The following is a 17,086-nucleotide window of genomic DNA, read 5'->3' as shown; positions in this document are numbered from 1 at the left end:
CCTCACAGGGCAATACACCTAGCCCGGCATCCGAACCCGGCATCCCGCGCCCGGCGCCCGGTCCGGCCGTTCGCGCCGTGGGGCCCCGGGGACTCCCCCGGGCGGAGCAACGGCTCACCCGTTCACCCGGCAGGGATCGCCGCGTCCGCTCCGGGCTCCTAGCGTCCAAGGCACGGTGCGCGCCAAAAGCCGCGCCGCGACGCACCGCCCCGGAGCCCGAGGAGTCCTCTCCATGCCCGCCACCTCCCACCGCCCGCGCTCACCCCGCACCCTCCCCCGCGTACTGGCCGCCGCCGCCGCGACGATCGCCCTCTCCGCCGCCGTACCCGCGACACTGGCCCACGCCGGCCCCTCCGGCAACGTCTCCCCGACCAGCGTCGCCCCCGGCAGCCGGGTCAGCCTCAACATCACCGGCTGCGGCACGAAGACCGGCAAGGCCTCCTCCCGCGCCTTCGGCGACGTATGGCTGACCCCGGGCAATGCGGAGGCCACGAACCTCTTCGGCGCCGCCACCACCTTCCGCAACGCCAGCGCCGGCGCCCACCCCGTCACCTTCGAGTGCGGCGGCCCCGGCGGCGAACGCGTGACCATCGCCCTGAACATCACCCCGGGCGCCGCCCGCGGCGGGCTCGGCGGCAGCGTCGACTCCGTGAGCCCCGGTCAGATCGCGGTCGGAGGCGCACTCGTCGCGAGCGCGCTCGGCGCGGGCGCCTGGTTCCTGCGCCGCCGCACGGGACACGCCACCTAGTACTGCGGCCGGGAAGGTTTGCCGGGTCGCGCGTCCGGTCCGGTGCATCGCAAGGCGGAGAACCGCAGCTCGTACTGGACGTACGTACGCGGTCCGACAACACCGCGAGGTGCCGTGCCGGGCGTCGCAACCCGGCAAACCTTTCCGATCACAGCACGAGCGGGGCCGCCCTCGTCCTCGAAGGCCCGCCCGAGGCCGTCACACCACCGGAAGCGACGACGGAAGTGGCGACGGGAGTGCCGAACGGCCCGCCCCACTCGAAACTTTCCCCGTTCCCGCCCGGAGCGGTCCCCCCAAGGGTGTATCCGCGACCGCTGCCCCACAACGAGCCCGCCATGGACCAGAGCCCGCACTCCGCGATCGCCGTCGTCAACGGTTCGGGGTGCGGTAACCGGGCACTGGAAGGCCCGTCTCCCACGCCTTGGCGGCCGGCGCGCCACTGCGCATCGTGCACGCCCGCCTCTACACGAACCCGATCGGCTCCGCCCTGTCCGGCGCTTTCGAGGACCGGGCCAGGACGAGGATCCCGTACTCGTCCGGATCCGGGAGGCCCTCGGCGTACGCACCGGGACGTCCCCTGATCGATCGAGTAAGCCTCCCCGCGGTGCGCCCGACCACGTACTACCCGGCCTCGGCGAGGACGCCCAGCTGATGGTCCTCGGCTCGCGCGGCTGCGGCGGCTTCGCCGGTCTGCTCCTCGTATCGAACGGCCTCGCCCGCGCGAGCCCGGCAGCCTGGCCGGTGGTCGTGGTACCGGCCGCCGAACCGCCCTCGCACGACCCGTACGGCTCGTACTCCGCCTCAACACCTCGGCCCCCGACGAACGACACCACCCACTCCGCCTCCCGCGGGCCGGCGCGGCGCGGCGCCCACCTGCGGGTCGTCGTGGCACACGCCCGGCCGAGCCGGCCCCTCACCACGGCGGGCACGCTCGGCCCGGCCGCGCACGAGGAGACGGCCGCAGCTCACGCGGTCTCCGCCCCGGCCGCGGCGCACCTGAGCCCGCATGCCGGGCGCTCCCCGGAGGTAGAAGTGGAGGGGGGAGGTGGAGCGGCTGTCGGCCCCGGCGACGCGGCGGGCCGTCTGATCACCGCCTCCCGGGCCCGCGCACCTCATCGGCCGCCACCACAAGCGCCCGCTCGCCCCCCGGGCCCACGGCTCGACTCGACTCGACTCGACTCTGTGACCAACGCGGTGCTGCTCCACACGGCCCGCCCGGTCGCGGTGGTCCCCCCTGGAGGAGGACGCCGTACCCCCGGCGACCCGAGGGACGAAGCCCGAGCCGGCTATCCGGCCACCGCCGCGCCCCTGACCTGAAGCCCGTCCAATAGGTCGCGCGTCGCCTCGGCGATCGCATCCACGGCGGCGGCGAACACCTCCTGGTTGTGCGCGGCGGGCGCCCTGAAACCGGAGACCTTGCGCACGTACTGCAGGGCAGCGGCCCGGATCTCCTCCTCGGTCGCCTTCTCGGGAATCGCGGGCGGACGCAGCGTCTTAATGGATCGGCACATGCCTCCACTATCCCGCCGGACCGGCCTCCCGGACCCGTTAAGCCCCTGGATTCCATCCCGGGACCACTGGAGGCGGTCCACGGCCCCAACCCCACCTCCCCCGCCCGCGACGCCGTACCCGGCGGCGTCAGTGACGCGCGCACCACTCCCACGCATCGTCCCGCAGATGCAGCCGCCCCAGCTCGCGCAGCTCGGCAGCCGGAAAAGGGGTACCGGTGCCACCGCACCCGGTAGCTGTCCTCTCTGTGCAGCCCCAGCACGGCCCGGCCGGCTTCGAGGACGGCGTGCGCTAGGGCGGCGGCGCGGCTGCACCGAACTCCAGTCGAGGACTCCGCCAGAGTCCTCGTAGGTCGTGGGTCGCGAGCCCGTCCGGGAACCTGTGGACGGAGATCCCCCCACCGGCCTCCACCCCCCGGAGCACCCATCTCATGCCGACGGGTTCGAGGTCGAAGAAGAACCGCTCGACCGCGGCGGCATCAGGCCGGCACAGACCTCCCATCACCGCGCAGCAGATCGGCCAGCGCATCGATGCCGTAGCCGACCGCACACGTCCGCTCATCGGGCGCCGTCGGGGCCGTCGGGGCCGTCACGCACACGGCAAGACCGGCCCTGCGCTTCCCACGCGAACCGCATCTACTCGAACCTCCGATCAGCGCATCGGCGCAAGACCCCTGGCCATTGACCACTGGGGCTCACGGGGCTCACTCCTTCCGGCGCGCCACTGCGCAGCTCGACCACCCTCCCCGGTACAGCCGACACAGGAAGCCGTTCATGATCGCGGGCTTGGTCACGGCGGCTACTCCTTGGCCGTTTGCGCCCCACATCCGTGCTGAGTCATCCGGCCCCAGCTGATCACGCGTCCCGCTGCTCACTCCTGTTCGCGACGGAGAGGGTCATCGGGATCGCATTCGGAAAAGGGGTCCGCGGTGAAGCAGACGATGGGGCTGTCCTGGTCGCCGTATGCGATGAATTCCGGTTCCGGGTCGCACGGAACGCCCTCGAAGATGACGCGGGCGACCCGCCCGTGGTCTGCTCCCTCATCAGATGCGGAGCCATCGCCGCGGCTCCACGCCCAGGTGCACGGGCACTTTCGCCGAGCTCAGGGCAACTCGCCCTGAGCTCGGCCCGGTCGAGACCGCCGACCGTGAAGTTCCCGTCCTTCTGGAACTAAGCAGAAGCGCCGCCCGTGCTGGACCACGCCACTTAGAGTTCCTTTGTCGACAGCTCGACTTGAGGAACCCCGCAAGACAACACGAGGAAGTGCTCCGAGCCCATCACGGCAGCCCGCGCGCCCGTCTACATACCCGCTGATACCTGTGCCCGTCCACGCCCACCCCTGCGTCGATCACCCCTCGCCGGCCCCGGCGGGGAACCGGGCACGTCAACACCAGCGGCTACGCAAAATACCCCCTGCCGTGATCGACAGAAGGTCTCTTCGCTGGTGGGCGCGGACGGTTTCGAACCGCCGCCATCTGCTTCGTAGGCTCGCCCAGCCAGCGTCTGGCGACCGCCGAGCCCAGGCCGCAAAGCGTCTGTACGACCACCCAAAGCGGTCAGGGTGCACCGGCGTTGATGTCAGCCATGGATGTCAGCGGCCGGTCGGCCACTGCCTCACTTCTTCTTCCGTAGCTCTCGCATCCTGGCTTCGGCTTCCTTCTTCTTCCGTCGCTCCGCCTCGTACTTCGACCACTTGCCCTGGTGGTCCTGGCATCGAGAGCTGTTCATGATCGCGGGCCTCGTACAGGGACGATTCTTGGTCGTCGGCGCCCCACACTTGGGCTGAGTCACCCTGCCACCACCTGTCTGGTTCCGGTTGCCGATCGGACCCGGGGATAGTCCCGCCGACCGCAGCCGCTGGGGAGGCGCAGACAACGCGGACAGGAGCACAGCAGGCCCACGGCTCCGAAGGCCCCGTGCGTTCCACGCATAGTCGCTGGTCAGGGACACGCAATGCGCCAAGGGGAAGCTCTCCATCCGCGAATAGGCCGCGAGGTCAGCCGAGCCTCGTTCTGCCCGTAGCGGCCGGCCGAGCGCTTAGAAGAGGTTGCTTCAGCTCCAGTGTGGCCCTGACCAGGGGCGTAGACGTCTATGGGGGTTTCGGTACGCCGCGTCCACGCCTATTCACCGGAGCGCTGCATTGCGAAGGCACTGCGCGCTGCGCCTCAGCAGGAAGAATCGCGAGAGCTCTGCCGCCAGACTCGGCGGACTCGTAGTCTCCCCACCCATGGAGTGGACATCGTTAGTCGCGACGGCGGTGGGTGCGGTCATCGGGGTGGGCAGCACGCTCGCCACAGACCGGGTGCGCTGGCGACGGGACACGGGCGAGCGCGACAGGGAGACCCTGCGGACAGTGTCTGCCCAGTTCCTGGAGGCGCTGACCGAGGCGCGCGACGCCATAAGTGATGCCAGCCGCTCGGGGCACCTACCAGTGGATGAACGGGCCCAGCTTGCCCGCGCGAGCATCCTGGCCCACGGTGTGCACGCGAAGCAGTACCAACTGGAGCTACTGGCCACGCCGGAGGTCGCCCAGTTGGCTGGCGATGCCGCCTACCAGCTGCTCCTCTACCGGGACGCGGTGGTCGCGGGCCATACTCGCGACGATCCTGAGTGTGCACAGGTACGACGCGCCTTCCGGGAAGCCCGCCAGAAGCTCATGGCTGCCATTCGGTCCTCACTGGCCCGGGACTGAGAGCGGCTCAGAAGCACGATTCACCCCGCGCGTGCTCGGAAGCACAAGTTTGGAAGACCGCGTACTCCCGTCCGCCCTGACCAGCCAAGCCGCTGACCTGCGCGCCCCCAGGCTCCGCCCCGTTCCTCCCCGCCGCCCCCGTCCACCGCCGCCCAACCGGGCATGCGAAGGACACGCGGCCACCGGGCCGACGCGCGGATCCCGCGGTAGCTGTGCGGATCCCACGGTAGCTGTACTGCTAAGGGCAATTTGCGCTGTACCAGCAGCGACTCGGTACCCCGTGAGCGTGGAGTCCAGGTGTCGGAGGGAGCTGTCGCGCACCCACATGCCGGGCCGGATTCGTGCCTCTGGATGCAAAAGACCCCCCGCCATGATCGGCGGGGGGGGGTCTTTTAGCTGGTGGGCGCGGACGGTTTCGAACCGCCGACATCTGCTTTGTAAGAGGCGCCTCACCAGTTGGATGGCACCTGATCAGAGGTCTGCACGTTGCGTGACCTGCGGAAACTCCAGCAAGTCAGGTTGTTTGCGGTCGTCTCGCGTCGGCTCAAGTCGTTTCGAGTCAGCAAGTCCGCTCCCATCTCACTCCCATCCGGCTTGTTCATCGCCGCAGGTGAGAGCGCAAATGACGCGTCCCCCGATCCACGGTAGCGGATCGGGGGACGCAGTGTCGGGCACCCGCGAGGGGGGCAAGACCACGGGACACGTCCCCGACACGTTCTGACGAGCAGGCCGCCATGCACAACGGCGACCCGCCCAAGCGGATGCGCCGATCGGTCGACCGATCGACATTGATCACAAGATGCTTCTTTTCTGCTGCTGACAAGTTGATCTTGTTGAGTTGACCTGGGCTGGTGTCAGGTGATCAAGATCAATGGATTCGTGAAGCCCAGATAGCTCTGGGCGACCGCGTCCGCGTAGCGCGTCTTCAGGAGAACTTGACACAGGAGCGACTGGCGGAGCGGGCTGGCATCGACAGGTCTACGATCCAGCGCATCGAGCGCGGAACGACAGACGCAAAGTTCAGCAACCTCATGCGCATCGCCTGCGTCCTCCGCGTGTCGGTGAAAAGTTTGCTGCCGCCAAACACTTAAGTAACCTTTCGGCCACTCGGTGCGATTGCCTCAGTCTGCCTGCCTGATGCACGCGTCGCCAGAGGCTTCGCAGATATATGCACGCGCACTCGACTCGTCACCTGCGAGTACGTCACCAACGGTCAGGCTTTACCGTGCGGTTGACTGCTGACGGATCGAACAACTGCCCGAAACTTTCGCAGAGTGAACGCTCTACGACTGGCTGGTACCCGCCTCTCCCGCTGCCGCCGCACCAGGAGAGGCGGGGGCTAGGGGCGCCGGGGCCTGTACCGGGCAACGGTCGACCGTTCGGGCCGCCGGGGCGGGCAGGGGCCGTCGTGGACGTAGTCGTTGGGGCGGACCGCGGAGGCACTGTGCCGCACGATCTCCCGAGCGTCGCCGGCGATGGCTTGCTGGCACTCGCAGCAGATCCGGCCGGCGGTCACGAGGCGTCCCCGGTATGACGTGGGACCTTGAGCCAGTCGGCCCAGGTGCCGTACTCGCGGGTCTCGTCTACGAGGCACTCGCCAACGTCGAAAACAACTGCTCGAATCATGCGCTCACCCTATGACTGACCGGCCCGTCTGGGGGCGGCGCCCGATATCCTGTTCGGCATGTCCCCCACCTCATCCGACCGTGGCGCCGTGCGCTCTGCGGCCGAGGTCAATGCGGAGATCCGGGCCCTGGTGGCCGCGGGTCTGGCGGGCACGCCCCGATACCAGCGGCTGCTCGAGGAGTGGGCTGCGGCGATACACACCGAGGTCGAACCTGCGGCCTGACATGCCTCCGCCCCGCCGGGCGCTGTCCCCGCGTGGGGTCCGGTGGGGCGGGGCCTTGCAGCTGCAGCCCGCAGCATCCCCCGCAAGTCAGGAGTGCTTGCGGATGATGTGTCCACGCTAGAGCATCCCACTGACAGCGAGGGTCCGGGCGCTGAACTGGGCGTTCTCGAACGACCCCAACTCGGCTGTCACTCTTTCGAGTTACCCCTCTTGCCAACTTCGCTGTACGTACAGCATAGTGAAGGCATTGCAAGGGAGAGGGGAACCCGATGAACACCAGCACCGCCGCCACCGAAGCCCACGTCACCGTCGCCACCATCCGCACCTGGGCCCGCCGCGGAGTCATCGCCGCCACCAAGACCGCCGGCAAGTGGGTCATCGACGCCACCTCCCTCGCCCGCCGCATCGCCATCGGCACCCGCCGCAAGCCGGCCAAGCCGTTCGCGCTCACCGCCGAGCACTGCACGCAGCTCGGCGGCCGCCGCTGGCAGAAGAACGGCATGGACCGCATCTACATCAACGACTGGGCCGCCTTCGCCGGCCTTGACGTCTCCCGCTACGGAACAGGCAGCGTCTGCGGCGCTACCTTCGCCGGCCACGACATCGCCAACGGCCGCGCCGCCCGCATGCTCGACGCAATCGAGAAGGTTTGGTTCGACGTGAACGACGGCCGGCTCTACGCCCGTCACGACGGCGCCGACGCCTACGAGATCCGCTACAGCGACGGCACGCGCAACACCGTGGACCTTCTCGCCCGCACCTTCGCCGGGATCAAGTCCGCCGCTGTCGCGCTCTAGCACCCATCCACCACACCTCGAAGGGACCCGTCATGACCACCACCACGTCCTACGGCACCTGGACCACCAAGGTCAGCAGCTACGAAAGCAGCCCCGAGGACGGCATCCACGCCTTCCTGAACGGCAACGACCCCGACGAGTACGACATGGACTCCATCTTTCGTGCATATCGGGAGGCCATCGACGCTGTGCTTCCGCCCGGCGTCTCGCTCTGCGGAAACGAGTTCATCGGACCGTCCGAGCCTGCGGCCGGCGAGTTCGACGGCTACCCGATGACCGAGTTTGGCGACCTGGACTTCCACACCATCATCGAAGACGCCGACATCGACCTTGGCGACCTCTTCGAGCGGTATGAGCTGTTCAACCTGGAGCACATCGGCCGGTGGGTGCTGGAGTCGAAGGCGAAGGAGCCCGCCAAGGCCGCGGCGGCCATGGTGTCGAAGCTGGGGATCAAGCCGTTCAATTACAGGCCTCACCCCGAAAGTGGCCGCCCGCAGGCCTGGTACGTGAGCGGAGAGGTCCGGGACGCCCTTGCCGCCCGACCGGGTCGCGGCGCGCGCACCGATCTGCAGGGGTGACCGCGGGCTCGGACGCTAGGTCGGCATCACCAGACAGGAGGTCAGCCTCGTGCCGGTACAGAAGGACATCGCAGAAATGTTGCGGAAGGTCGTCAAACAGGGTTTCACCGTCACCAATCACCGGACCGGCAGTCACCTGCGAGTGACGGCCCCGGATGGTCAGTGGGTGACCGTTGCAGGTACACCACGCGGGCCTCGCAGCGTCATGGAGGTGCGCAGCAAGTTACGCAGGATTGGCGCGCAGCTGTAGCCCGAGACCGGGCGCGCGACAACCCTCCCGTGGGGAGCCGGGAGGGCGACGGGCCCGGGATGATCCGGAGCCACACCATATGCACGGGTCACCGCTGGCCGGTAGGCATATGACAGGGGAGATTCCGGATACGGAAACGCCCGCCCCCGAAGGGACGGACGTGATGCGTCGCTCGGCTTGAGCCGGAATCCCGGGTGACACGACTTCGCGTGACAGACGAGCGTCCGCAGATTCAGTGTGGCACGCGACACCGACAGGCGTCAGTGCCGATGTACTCGACGCAGCAACATGCCCGCCCAGTTCCGCAACTCCTCGGTTGCCCCGTCGCAGCCCTTTACCAGGCAGACCTTCTCTTCGCGGACCGGGCACTCGGCGTCCGCAGCGGCGCGCAGCTGCCTGCCGAGGTGGGCCACGCCGGCCAGCGCTTCATCCGAACTGACGCCCAGTCGCGGACCCCCAACGTCGACCGGCCAGGCCAGCCCCAGCTCGCATTCAAGCTGGGCGATCCGGCGGTAGTCCGGCTTGGAGAGAAGTGCGGCTGGCCGCGGCCCGTTCAGGATGAAATTCCAGATCGGGTACGGCCAGCGAAGCCACAGCGGGGCGCCCGGCCGCGAGCCCGCCGTCACGACAGCCGCGGCGTACAGCAGCTCCAGCAGGATTACGGGGATCAAGACTGGCGGCATGGCGCCTCCTTCGGGTGGCTTCAGTGTGGCAGGGCGGTCAGGCTGCCGCGCGATCCCGAAGCTCCGCAAGGAGTGACGGATTGACGATCGTGACGATGGCCTCGATGTCACGGTCGTCGGCGGCAGCCCAGAGGACGTCTCGTGCGGCCCGATACTTCGCGGCAAGGCGGGCGCGCTTCTCCTCAGGGAGTTGGGTCGCTCGGTCCGGGTGACTGTTGTGGGCGTTGTCTGAGATCTTCACGAGGGTGGCGTCGCTGTTCGTCGTGATGCGACGGATCTTCTCCTCGTAGGGAACTCCCTTCTGGTTGGTCACCGCCTCAACGATGGCGACGACACGCTCCGGGACGCCTTCCTCGCGCAGCCGTTCCGCCGTCCAGTCGGTGTCTTCGATGATGTCGTGCAACAACCCGGCCATTACGAGTTCGCCGTCGAACGGCTCGAGCCCAGCGGCTACGGCCCGGACATGCTCGACGTAGGGCGCCCCGATCTTGTCGACCTGCCCGGCATGGGCGCAGTCGGCGATGAAGTCGACCTCGTTGACGGATTTCATTGAACCCTCCTTGTAGCGCTTAACGTCTTGTTGAGTTCTTAGATGCCGATGTCGTCGGACGCGGCGTCGGCCCACCGGTCGGCTTCCTGGATGTACCCCCAGAACACCGGGCTGTTGGCGGCGTGGCCAGACTGCGCGCGGATCTTCTCCTCGCGCTTGCCGGCCTTGCGGCTGACGGTGATGAAGCCGGCCCGCATGCTGTGGCCGGTGAGCCGGACGGCGATCCCGGCGCGTTCGGCACTGCGGGCGATGATCTCCCGGCAGGCTGATGGGGACAGGCCGTCGCTGCCGAGGGCGCCGTGGACGCTGATGGGCAGAAAGGCCGGGCCGGCCGTGATGCCTGCTGCTGCTCGCCAGGTGAGCCAGGCGCGGACGGGGCAGGTGTCGGGGTTCTTGCCGTAGGCGACGACGACGTCCCGGGCGGGGCGGCCCTTGACGCTGGGGACGTGAACGTCAAGGCCTTGGCTGACGTGGGTGATGCCGTCGGCGCGGAGGGCGGCGACCTCGGCGGACCGGCCGGCGATCGCGAACGCCATGAGCCAGAGCGCCCGGTCGCGGATTCCGGCGAGGCTGGCCGGGGCGGCGGCGTGCATCCGCTGGAGCTGCTCGGGTGTGACGGCGGCGGCCTTGCCCCGGCCGCGGGCAAGGCGTTCGGGGTCGGCCTTCATCGGCTTCAACGCCTGGCGCGCGGCTTCGGTCGCCTGCTTGGGGACCTCGACGCCCTGGGCGCGCGCGGTGACGGTGACACCTGTGATCCGCCGGTCGATCGAGTTCGGCGCCGCGAGCTTGATGACGTCGAGCCAGGTGACAAATCCGACCAGCGTCCCCTTGGTCACAGCCGTGAGCGGGAGCTGGTGGCCGTTGCGTTCGGCCAGCCAGTCGTGAAACTCGGCCCAGAGCGCCCAGTCGTTGGCGTAACCGCGCTTCGTGTTGTGGGGGCGGATGGCGTCGAGGTGTTCCTCGGCAACCTGTTCCATGGCGGCGAGGACAGCGAGGGTCGCCGGGTCGTAGACGGCAGGGGCAGCGCCCTGGTGCGGGACGAGTTCGGCGGAGTCGCTCACTCGCTCCCCCGCATCGCGGCGACGGCGTCGTTGACGCCGTCCTCGTAGAAGGTGTTGAAGACGGTGCCGACCAAGCCGTTGTACACCCCGCCTCCGAGTGATCCTCCGCCCCGGAGGATGGCCTCTCGGTCGCTGGGGCTCTGCTTGCCGAGCAGGACGGCTAGGTAGACCGCTTCGTCGTGCGACAGCTCAACGAGAATGCGCTCCGGCATCTCGTCGTCGTCGAGGTCGATCCGCTTCACCTTCATGCCGCGTCCTCCAGTTGTTCCCAGAGCCATGGGGTGTGTGTCGTGTGACGGCGCTGCCTGCCGCACGTCTTGCAGTGCGACGGCCGCCAATGCGCCTGAGGGGTGAATGGATGCAGCGGCTTCAACCAGTGCCCTTCGGCTTGGAGGTGGTCGCCTCGGTGCTGGCCGCAGCGGTCGCAGATCCAGTAGCCGTCCGATCCGTCGGGGCGGACTGGCCCCTCGCGGAACCAGTGGTCGGTGATCAGCGGCGGTCGGGCGGTCATGCGGATCCGTCCAGATCCTGGCGTAGAACGTCGATGACGGTGGCCTTCGCCACGTTCGCCGGGAGCCGCTCTTCCCAGGCGTCCAGCCTGCGCTGCACGCGTTCGACCGCGCGGTGGTCGGCGGCAAGCAAGTTGGCCGCACGCTCCGCCTTCCGCAGCCTCTCGCGAAGCTCGTCGTTCTCTTCCTTCTGCGCCTTCACGGCATCGTCGAGGACGGCATGGGCGCGGCGGGTACTCAGCCCCGCCTGACAGAGGTACGCGATGAGTCGTGCACGTGAGTCGTCGGCCATGCTCAATTGTACCAATTCTGGGCGCTGATATGGCATCTTATCGGGGGTCCAACTCCCAGCACCGACCTGCCGATCCGCCGACGCCGAGCCATCGGTACGTGGGAGTTATCGCGCGCCCTACGGCCGCCACTCCTCGCAGTAGTCCGGGTGGTTGGCGTACACGGCGGCGAATGCGCGGAAGATGTCCTCCAAGACCGCCCTCTCTACCCCAGCGGCCATCCATCGTTCAGCGGTCGGGGGCTGGAAGCGGGTCCGCCCGGCTTCCTCGTACATGGTCAACAATCTGTGCTTGGCGTCCACCTCGCCGAGGATGCGGTCCGGATCTTGGCGGGCGATGTGGTCAGCGCTCTCGCTGTAGTCGACAATCTCGTTGACGAGGTGTCCGGCGTACACGGTGCCACCATCGACCGCCCACGGTCCAGGTGTGGCCAAGTGGGCAAGGCGCTCGTCCTCTTCGAGGCGGGCGCGGAGGAAGTTGATCAGATCCTTTGGCATGCCCAATTGTACCGGCCGTTGCGCAACACTCCTGGGGCAACAAGAGACCCCCACCGCCGTAGCGGTGGGGGTCAAGTCTTGCGGGGAACCCATCCCCCCGCTATTCGCGATCCGGGCCGTTACAGGGGCAGGGCGTGCACTGGCCCATCCCATCCGCAGCCTGTCGTCGGGTAGCCACCGGCGATCAACCCGGTAGCCCCTCGCCAGTGCGAGGTCCTGGCTAGAGTACGCTGCGCCGTCAGCCTCGTGCACAGCAAAGCGCCCCCGCCCAGACGGGCGGGGGCTTGCTTACTTCTCCGGCTTGGGTGGCTTCTCGTGCTTGACCCACTCCGTAATGGCCTGGACGGTCTCCGCGTCAAGCTTGGCGAGCTCGGCTACCGCCTCGTCGTCCGCAGCGCCCTTGGGGACGCCGGCCTGAGCGAGTGCCGCATTGAGAGCGGCCAAATTCGCGGCCTCCCCGGCGGGCGGTTCAGCGGGCACGTCGGGCGGTGGCTTGCGCTGCGGCTCAAGCACGCCCATCTCGACGAGCGTCTCGGCGTCCGCAACGGCTCGGTGGCGCCGCGGCACCACTGGACGTGGCCCCAAGTCGCCTTCAGGCATGCACGTCACACTCCAGTTCGGTTGTAATCGGTGATCCTGTCCGGCGGTGCCGGAGGCTCGATGCCCTGCTGCCTCATCTGGGTGGTCATCTCGCCGACGTAGTAGACGAATGCCCGGACCAGCGATCGAAGGGACCGAACCTCTTCCCGTGTCTCCGCGAGATCGCGGTCCGTCTTTTCCCGGATCTCCCTGAACGCCTGCAGGTCAGCGGCACGCTGCGCCGGCTCGCTCTGGACGACCGCCGCAACTTCCGTGGCACGGGCGGACGCTACTGCCGCCGCCCGTGACGATCGCGCCGCGTACACGGCTCCCACCAACGTCAGCACTGCGCCGCTGACCGTCGCTATCGCCGCCCACAAGTTCATCCGCCCTCAGCTCTCCGGCCGCGCGGAGACTTGGGCACGGAGTGCTCGGGCACCGTCGCGGCCCACAGGATCACCCCCACGTGAGAGGTGAGGTACCAAACCGCGACCCAAGCGCCGCGGGAGTAGTCGCCGCTGACGACAGCGGCGAGATACGCAATCGCCCACACGGCCGGCGGAACCAGTGCGGCGACGAATCCGAAACGGTCACGGCCCACGCGTAGGAACGCGGAGGCGGTGGTGAATAGGCCTGCTGCGATCCAGAGCCAGGCCCAGTGGCGTATGGAACAGATTTGAGTGAGGAGCTGAAGCCCCTCGGTGCTGGGCGGATCAACCAGGAAGCTGACACCCCAACACGTCTTGCCGATGCCGAGTATGAAAAGGAAAGTGCCGCGGCGGCCCAGTAGCTTGTGGAGCCGCCGGGCTGCACGGCACCTCACCTACACGCTCCGGACGGGGCCCACCGCGACAGCGGGCGCCGGTGCGGTGATCTGGGTGCGTTCCCACATGGCGACGACAGCGGCGGCGGTGGCGAGTACGACGGCCTGCTGCTCGGCGGACCAGTCAAGACCGAAGCCAATGGCGAGCGCGAGGACCGTCTGGGCGAATCCAAGGACCGCGGCGCCGATGGCGTCGTGAGCGACGAATGCGAGGATGAGGCCGACCAGGGCTGCGGCGAACGCATTGATGACGGCCTGCTGGTCAGCCGATACGTCCATGCCGAAAGCGGCGAGCAGCTTGACGGCGATGGCGACGAGGCCGAGCCAGAGCGCCGGTTCGCGGTTGAAGATCCTCATTTAGGCTCCCGGGGTGAGGTCGTCGACGGTGACGTCGACCTTGACGACGGCCGCCGCGATGGCTGCCTTGACTGCGGCGATGACCTCGGCGGTGTCGACGTCTTCGCCGACCTTCGCCACGAGGGCCGTTACGGCGGCGGACAGGCCGGCAACCTGTGTCGCCAGGAGGACCAGTCGCCGGTTGCTGTCCAGCAGGTAGGCATAGGCGTCGGCGGTCACGCCGGTGCCCTTGTACGCCCAAAGCTCGAACGGGGTGGGCATGTCGTCCTCCTCGGTTGCTTGGCCGCCGGCGTGGGCGAGGACTCGCGCAAAGTCGAGGTTGCCCGGATCGCCGTGGTCGTTTTCGGGTACGTGCTGGTGGCCGAGCCACCCGTAGTAGGCGCCCCACTGGGGACCGCTCAGGCGGACGCCGTTGTTCTGGCCGTAGGAGCCGCCGACCTGACCCTGCTTGTAGGGCTTCCAGGTGACGGTCGACTTCAGCTGTACGCCGTGGTTGTCGTGGGCCCAGCGCACGAACTTGCCGAGCTCGACGAGCGCCCAGTCGGGGGCTGTCGGCCAGAAGATGTAGTCGACGCCAGCTCGCTTGCCGTCCCAGCTGGATGCATTGCGTTCGTCGCAGGTGCCGACCAATTCGATCTGGACGGCATTTGCCGTATTGGTCTCAACACCACCGGCCAGATTCATGAGGGCCCGGCTGGAGACGTCGAAGTCAAAATGCTGGTACCAGCGGAGCTTCTGGTTGGGGATGTCTGGTACTGCGGTGAAGTTGGGGGCGTCGCGGCCGCCGCGGTAGTCGGGAAGGGTGCGGCCTTCGGTGGTGTGGATGACGCCGACGTTGGACTCCATGGCGTTGCCCGGGAAGGCGGACTGGTGCCAGTAGTTGGTCGACGCGCCGGGGTACCGCTGGGGCCCAGTCTTGGCCATGATGCCTCCAGGGCATGGGAAAGCCCCGGCCATCACGGTTCGGGGCTGAGGTGGCTACGCCTTGTGGTAGGCGGCGTACAGGGTGAGTGTGTCGCCGTTGGCCGGCGTGGGGATTGTCGTGTTGACCCAGTTGCCAGCGCCGCCAGGAGCGATCGCCTGGACGGTGGTAGAGGTGGCGCCCGACATGAGGACACCACTCAGGTCCTGTCCGACCGGACGGCTGAGTGACAGGGTCCCGCCGACCCAGGTGCCGGTCATGGCCGTCGGTAGACTCCAGCGCCAGATCCCGGACCCCATCGAGAAGCCGGCCCCGAGAACGACCTGGATCATGGCGTGGACTTCTTGGCCGTACTCGATGTACTTGCCGGTGATACTCCCGGCTCCAGGGGAGGGCGAGGTAGTCGTAGCCGTCCACGTTGGCGTGTAGGCCGTCCAGACACCGCCGGGCAGGATGTTCACCCACGCCGATCCCGTGTACTGGGTGAGGACGTTCGTGTCCTGCAGCCACGCCATCTGGCCTTCAACGGGCGAAGTCAGGGTGGCATTGCGAGCGCTCGCGCTGGCGAAGGTCAGCACCGTCTTGCTGATGATCGAGTTGAGCAGGCTGTACAACGTGTCGATGTTGGGCGGGTCGGTCAGGCGAGGGAGGAGTATGCCCTGGCCTGATGCGTCTGCGCTGGTCACGCGGCCTCCCTAGATGAGCCTGTAGGTACCGAAAGCGTCGTACTCGGCGAATTTGGAACCGCCCGCACCTGGCACTGCGGCCGTGAAATCATCAAGGGTGATGGCGCCGGTGGTCAGAATCGTCATGACGCCAATGACTCCACCGGCGACCTCGACCGTGATGCGGACCCGTTTCGCTGGCCGGGCTTCTGTCGGGAGCGTCGCCACGGTCGCGCCAGCGGCCAGGACGTTGGTGGTCTCGGCCAGGCCACACAGGGACGCGGTGCCGTCGCCCATCAGCCGGTACGCCGGCGTGTAGAAGGACGCGTGGGCCGTCCAGCCGGAGGCGAGAGGGAGCGTCGTCCAGCCGCTGGTCCCCGTCGCAAGCCGACCTAGAGCCAGCCACTGGCCGGAGCCGGAGACGCTGATGATGATGCGGTCTCCAGCGGCGGGAGACAGGTACCGGCCTATCCGCCGGGCTACGACATCGTCTGTCGTGGTGACCGTCCCATCCGCATTGACCGTGTCGACGATCGCCTGCCGCCAGTCAGCTCCACGGACCATCGGCGAGGCCAGCGCCGAATCCACGGCCTGGCGGCCGATGGCGTCCGCAAGGCTGCGGCCCATCGAAGAACTCACGAGTCCTCCTTGGCGCTGATCGTGGAGATGGGGAAGCTGCCGGAGACATCGAGGGGGACGGCGAAGGCAGCGACCTGGTGGAGTTCCTTTGTGCCGTCGGGGTGGACAACGCGGATCACGTCGCCCGTCTCGAGAGCTGGATTCGGAAGGCTGGAGAAGTCGCCAATGGCGTTCGGTGCCTTAGCCGAGCGGAGCAGCATCTCCGCAGCAGCCATGCAGGCGGACGCGTCCAGCAGGGTGGAGCTGCTGTAGAAGCGCGGCCGGCGGCCGAAAGGGCCGCCCCAATACGTGGGGCTGCCCGGATCGGAGTCGGTGGCCAGGTAGAAACAGGGCGCCACGTCCGCGCCGGTCGATTCCCCGCGAGCGAGGACTCCGTTGTAGACGCCCTTGCTGGACATGCCGCGGACGCCGCTGATGTAGACGCCGCCCTCGCCGGCCTCCACGGACCACACGGGGGTGGTGGTCAGCGGGTCGGCAAGCTGGCTGATGACGAAGCCACCGTCAGGATTGGCGTACACCTCGGCGCCCGCGACGGCAGCTATCTCCTGCACGCCCGCCCACGGGTCTGCCTCGGTGTCCCAGATTCGCCAACCGATCGGGACATCCACGATGGTGCTGGCGATGTCTGCCGTCGGGATGCTACGGCGGATGGTCTCCGAGATCGCCGACACCACCGTCCCCGACGCCTGGAAGGGCCCGGTGAATTTGTCGTCGGCGACGGCGGCCTCCAGGCTGGAGCCGGTCAGGGTGACGGGACCGTGGACCGGGTCTCCGCTGACGTCCTCCAGCCGGAAAACTCCGAGGGGTGCCAGCTCGGTCGTGCCGTCGCCGTACTCAACGCCACGAGCGATCCGCAGCGTCGCGCCGTATGCCGCAACCTGCTCGGCAGGAGTTCTGGGGATCAGGGAGATGTCGGTGGTGGTGACCGTGCAGGTGCGGTGCACTGGACGGCTCCGGTCGACCGACACAGAGCCGCCCATATGTTCGATGGCCACAACCTGGCCGTCTGTCCGGAGGAGCTTGATGTCCCAGACGACCCGGTGTGACTCCGCAAGGCGGGTAAGGAACCGATCGGAGACGGGGTACACG

General features: G+C 68.2%; 21 protein-coding genes and 1 pseudogene. 7 read left to right on the top strand and 15 right to left on the bottom strand.

The features are described 5' to 3' along the window. Positions 1-232 precede the first annotated feature (232 nt). A complete protein-coding gene (locus J7E97_RS36590) occupies positions 233-748 on the top strand; it encodes a hypothetical protein (protein WP_215023978.1) in 516 nt (171 codons plus the stop codon). Positions 749-1,399: 651 nt separating this feature from the next. Then, complete coding sequence (locus tag J7E97_RS08345) at positions 1,400-2,065, top strand: universal stress protein (RefSeq protein WP_215023976.1); 666 nt, start codon at positions 1,400-1,402, stop codon at positions 2,063-2,065. On the opposite strand, the gene J7E97_RS08340 is transcribed toward J7E97_RS08345, so the two are convergent. Then, the gene (locus tag J7E97_RS08340) at positions 2,035-2,259 is read right to left on the bottom strand and encodes a DUF2277 domain-containing protein (RefSeq protein WP_215023974.1); all 225 of its coding nucleotides are present in this window, start codon (positions 2,257-2,259) and stop codon (positions 2,035-2,037) included. The genes J7E97_RS08345 and J7E97_RS08340 overlap by 31 nt on opposite strands. Before the next feature lie 2,224 nt (positions 2,260-4,483). Here J7E97_RS08340 and J7E97_RS08330 point away from each other — a divergent pair. After that, on the top strand, positions 4,484-4,948 hold the full coding sequence (locus tag J7E97_RS08330) for a hypothetical protein (protein ID WP_215023971.1): 465 nt from the start codon (positions 4,484-4,486) through the stop codon (positions 4,946-4,948). A gap of 851 nt (positions 4,949-5,799) precedes the next feature. Further along, positions 5,800-6,039: a helix-turn-helix domain-containing protein gene (locus tag J7E97_RS08325; protein ID WP_215023969.1), complete on the top strand. Its 240-nt coding sequence runs from the start codon at positions 5,800-5,802 to the stop codon at positions 6,037-6,039. Positions 6,040-6,475: 436 nt separating this feature from the next. Here J7E97_RS08325 and J7E97_RS08320 read toward each other — a convergent pair. After that, positions 6,476-6,574: pseudogene (locus J7E97_RS08320) on the bottom strand (haloacid dehalogenase); the annotation flags it as partial. Between the two features lie 58 nt (positions 6,575-6,632). On the opposite strand from J7E97_RS08320, the gene J7E97_RS08315 reads away from it, so the two are divergent. The 3 genes from J7E97_RS08315 (at position 6,633) to J7E97_RS08305 (ending at position 8,172) form a co-directional block, all read left to right on the top strand. Then, complete coding sequence (locus J7E97_RS08315) at positions 6,633-6,797, top strand: hypothetical protein (RefSeq protein ID WP_215023968.1); 165 nt, start codon at positions 6,633-6,635, stop codon at positions 6,795-6,797. Between the two features lie 269 nt (positions 6,798-7,066). Further along, entirely contained in the window at positions 7,067-7,594 is a 528-nt protein-coding gene (locus J7E97_RS08310; RefSeq protein WP_215023966.1) for a helix-turn-helix domain-containing protein, read from the top strand. 32 nt (positions 7,595-7,626) lie between these two features. Further along, a complete protein-coding gene (locus tag J7E97_RS08305; RefSeq protein ID WP_215023965.1) occupies positions 7,627-8,172 on the top strand; it encodes a hypothetical protein in 546 nt (181 codons plus the stop codon). Positions 8,173-8,682: 510 nt separating this feature from the next. On the opposite strand, the gene J7E97_RS08300 is transcribed toward J7E97_RS08305, so the two are convergent. The 13 genes from J7E97_RS08300 to J7E97_RS08240 all read right to left on the bottom strand — a co-directional run bounded on the left by J7E97_RS08300 (position 8,683) and on the right by J7E97_RS08240 (position 17,085). Then, complete coding sequence (locus J7E97_RS08300) at positions 8,683-9,105, bottom strand: hypothetical protein (protein ID WP_215023963.1); 423 nt, start codon at positions 9,103-9,105, stop codon at positions 8,683-8,685. A gap of 37 nt (positions 9,106-9,142) precedes the next feature. Further along, positions 9,143-9,655, bottom strand: a complete 513-nt coding sequence (locus J7E97_RS08295; RefSeq protein ID WP_215023961.1) for an HD domain-containing protein — start codon at positions 9,653-9,655, stop codon at positions 9,143-9,145. Between the two features lie 38 nt (positions 9,656-9,693). Next, positions 9,694-10,716 (bottom strand): integrase, encoded by a 1,023-nt coding sequence (locus J7E97_RS08290; protein WP_215023959.1) that lies wholly within the window; start codon positions 10,714-10,716, stop codon positions 9,694-9,696. Next, positions 10,713-10,964, bottom strand: a complete 252-nt coding sequence (locus tag J7E97_RS08285) for a hypothetical protein (RefSeq protein WP_215023957.1) — start codon at positions 10,962-10,964, stop codon at positions 10,713-10,715. The genes J7E97_RS08290 and J7E97_RS08285 overlap by 4 nt, the downstream gene beginning before the upstream one ends. A 259-nt stretch (positions 10,965-11,223) precedes the next feature. Then, positions 11,224-11,517 carry a hypothetical protein gene (locus J7E97_RS08280; protein WP_215023955.1) on the bottom strand — a complete coding sequence of 98 codons (294 nt, stop codon included), beginning with the start codon at positions 11,515-11,517 and terminating at the stop codon, positions 11,224-11,226. 117 nt (positions 11,518-11,634) lie between these two features. After that, positions 11,635-12,012 carry a DUF6221 family protein gene (locus tag J7E97_RS08275; protein ID WP_215023953.1) on the bottom strand — a complete coding sequence of 126 codons (378 nt, stop codon included), beginning with the start codon at positions 12,010-12,012 and terminating at the stop codon, positions 11,635-11,637. Positions 12,013-12,300: 288 nt separating this feature from the next. After that, positions 12,301-12,531, bottom strand: coding sequence for a hypothetical protein (locus J7E97_RS08270; RefSeq protein WP_215023951.1), 231 nt, complete (start codon positions 12,529-12,531; stop codon positions 12,301-12,303). A gap of 86 nt (positions 12,532-12,617) precedes the next feature. Further along, positions 12,618-12,977, bottom strand: a complete 360-nt coding sequence (locus J7E97_RS08265) for a hypothetical protein (RefSeq protein WP_215023949.1) — start codon at positions 12,975-12,977, stop codon at positions 12,618-12,620. A 437-nt stretch (positions 12,978-13,414) separates the two neighbouring features. Next, positions 13,415-13,771 (bottom strand): hypothetical protein, encoded by a 357-nt coding sequence (locus tag J7E97_RS08260; RefSeq protein WP_215023947.1) that lies wholly within the window; start codon positions 13,769-13,771, stop codon positions 13,415-13,417. Then, entirely contained in the window at positions 13,772-14,695 is a 924-nt protein-coding gene (locus J7E97_RS08255; RefSeq protein WP_215023945.1) for a hypothetical protein, read from the bottom strand. Positions 14,696-14,749: 54 nt separating this feature from the next. Continuing rightward, positions 14,750-15,379 (bottom strand): hypothetical protein, encoded by a 630-nt coding sequence (locus J7E97_RS08250; protein ID WP_215023943.1) that lies wholly within the window; start codon positions 15,377-15,379, stop codon positions 14,750-14,752. Positions 15,380-15,388: 9 nt separating this feature from the next. Then, on the bottom strand, positions 15,389-15,997 hold the full coding sequence (locus J7E97_RS08245; RefSeq protein ID WP_215023941.1) for a DUF2793 domain-containing protein: 609 nt from the start codon (positions 15,995-15,997) through the stop codon (positions 15,389-15,391). Beyond that, positions 15,994-17,085: a DUF5047 domain-containing protein gene (locus J7E97_RS08240; protein ID WP_215023939.1), complete on the bottom strand. Its 1,092-nt coding sequence runs from the start codon at positions 17,083-17,085 to the stop codon at positions 15,994-15,996. The genes J7E97_RS08245 and J7E97_RS08240 overlap by 4 nt, the downstream gene beginning before the upstream one ends. Between the last annotated feature and the right edge of the window lies 1 nt (position 17,086).

Source organism: Streptomyces sp. ISL-66, from assembly GCF_018614135.1.
Taxonomy (GTDB): domain Bacteria; phylum Actinomycetota; class Actinomycetes; order Streptomycetales; family Streptomycetaceae; genus Streptomyces.
The sequence above is the reverse complement of the archived record's forward strand: the minus strand, read 5'-3'. Positions and strand labels throughout refer to the sequence as shown.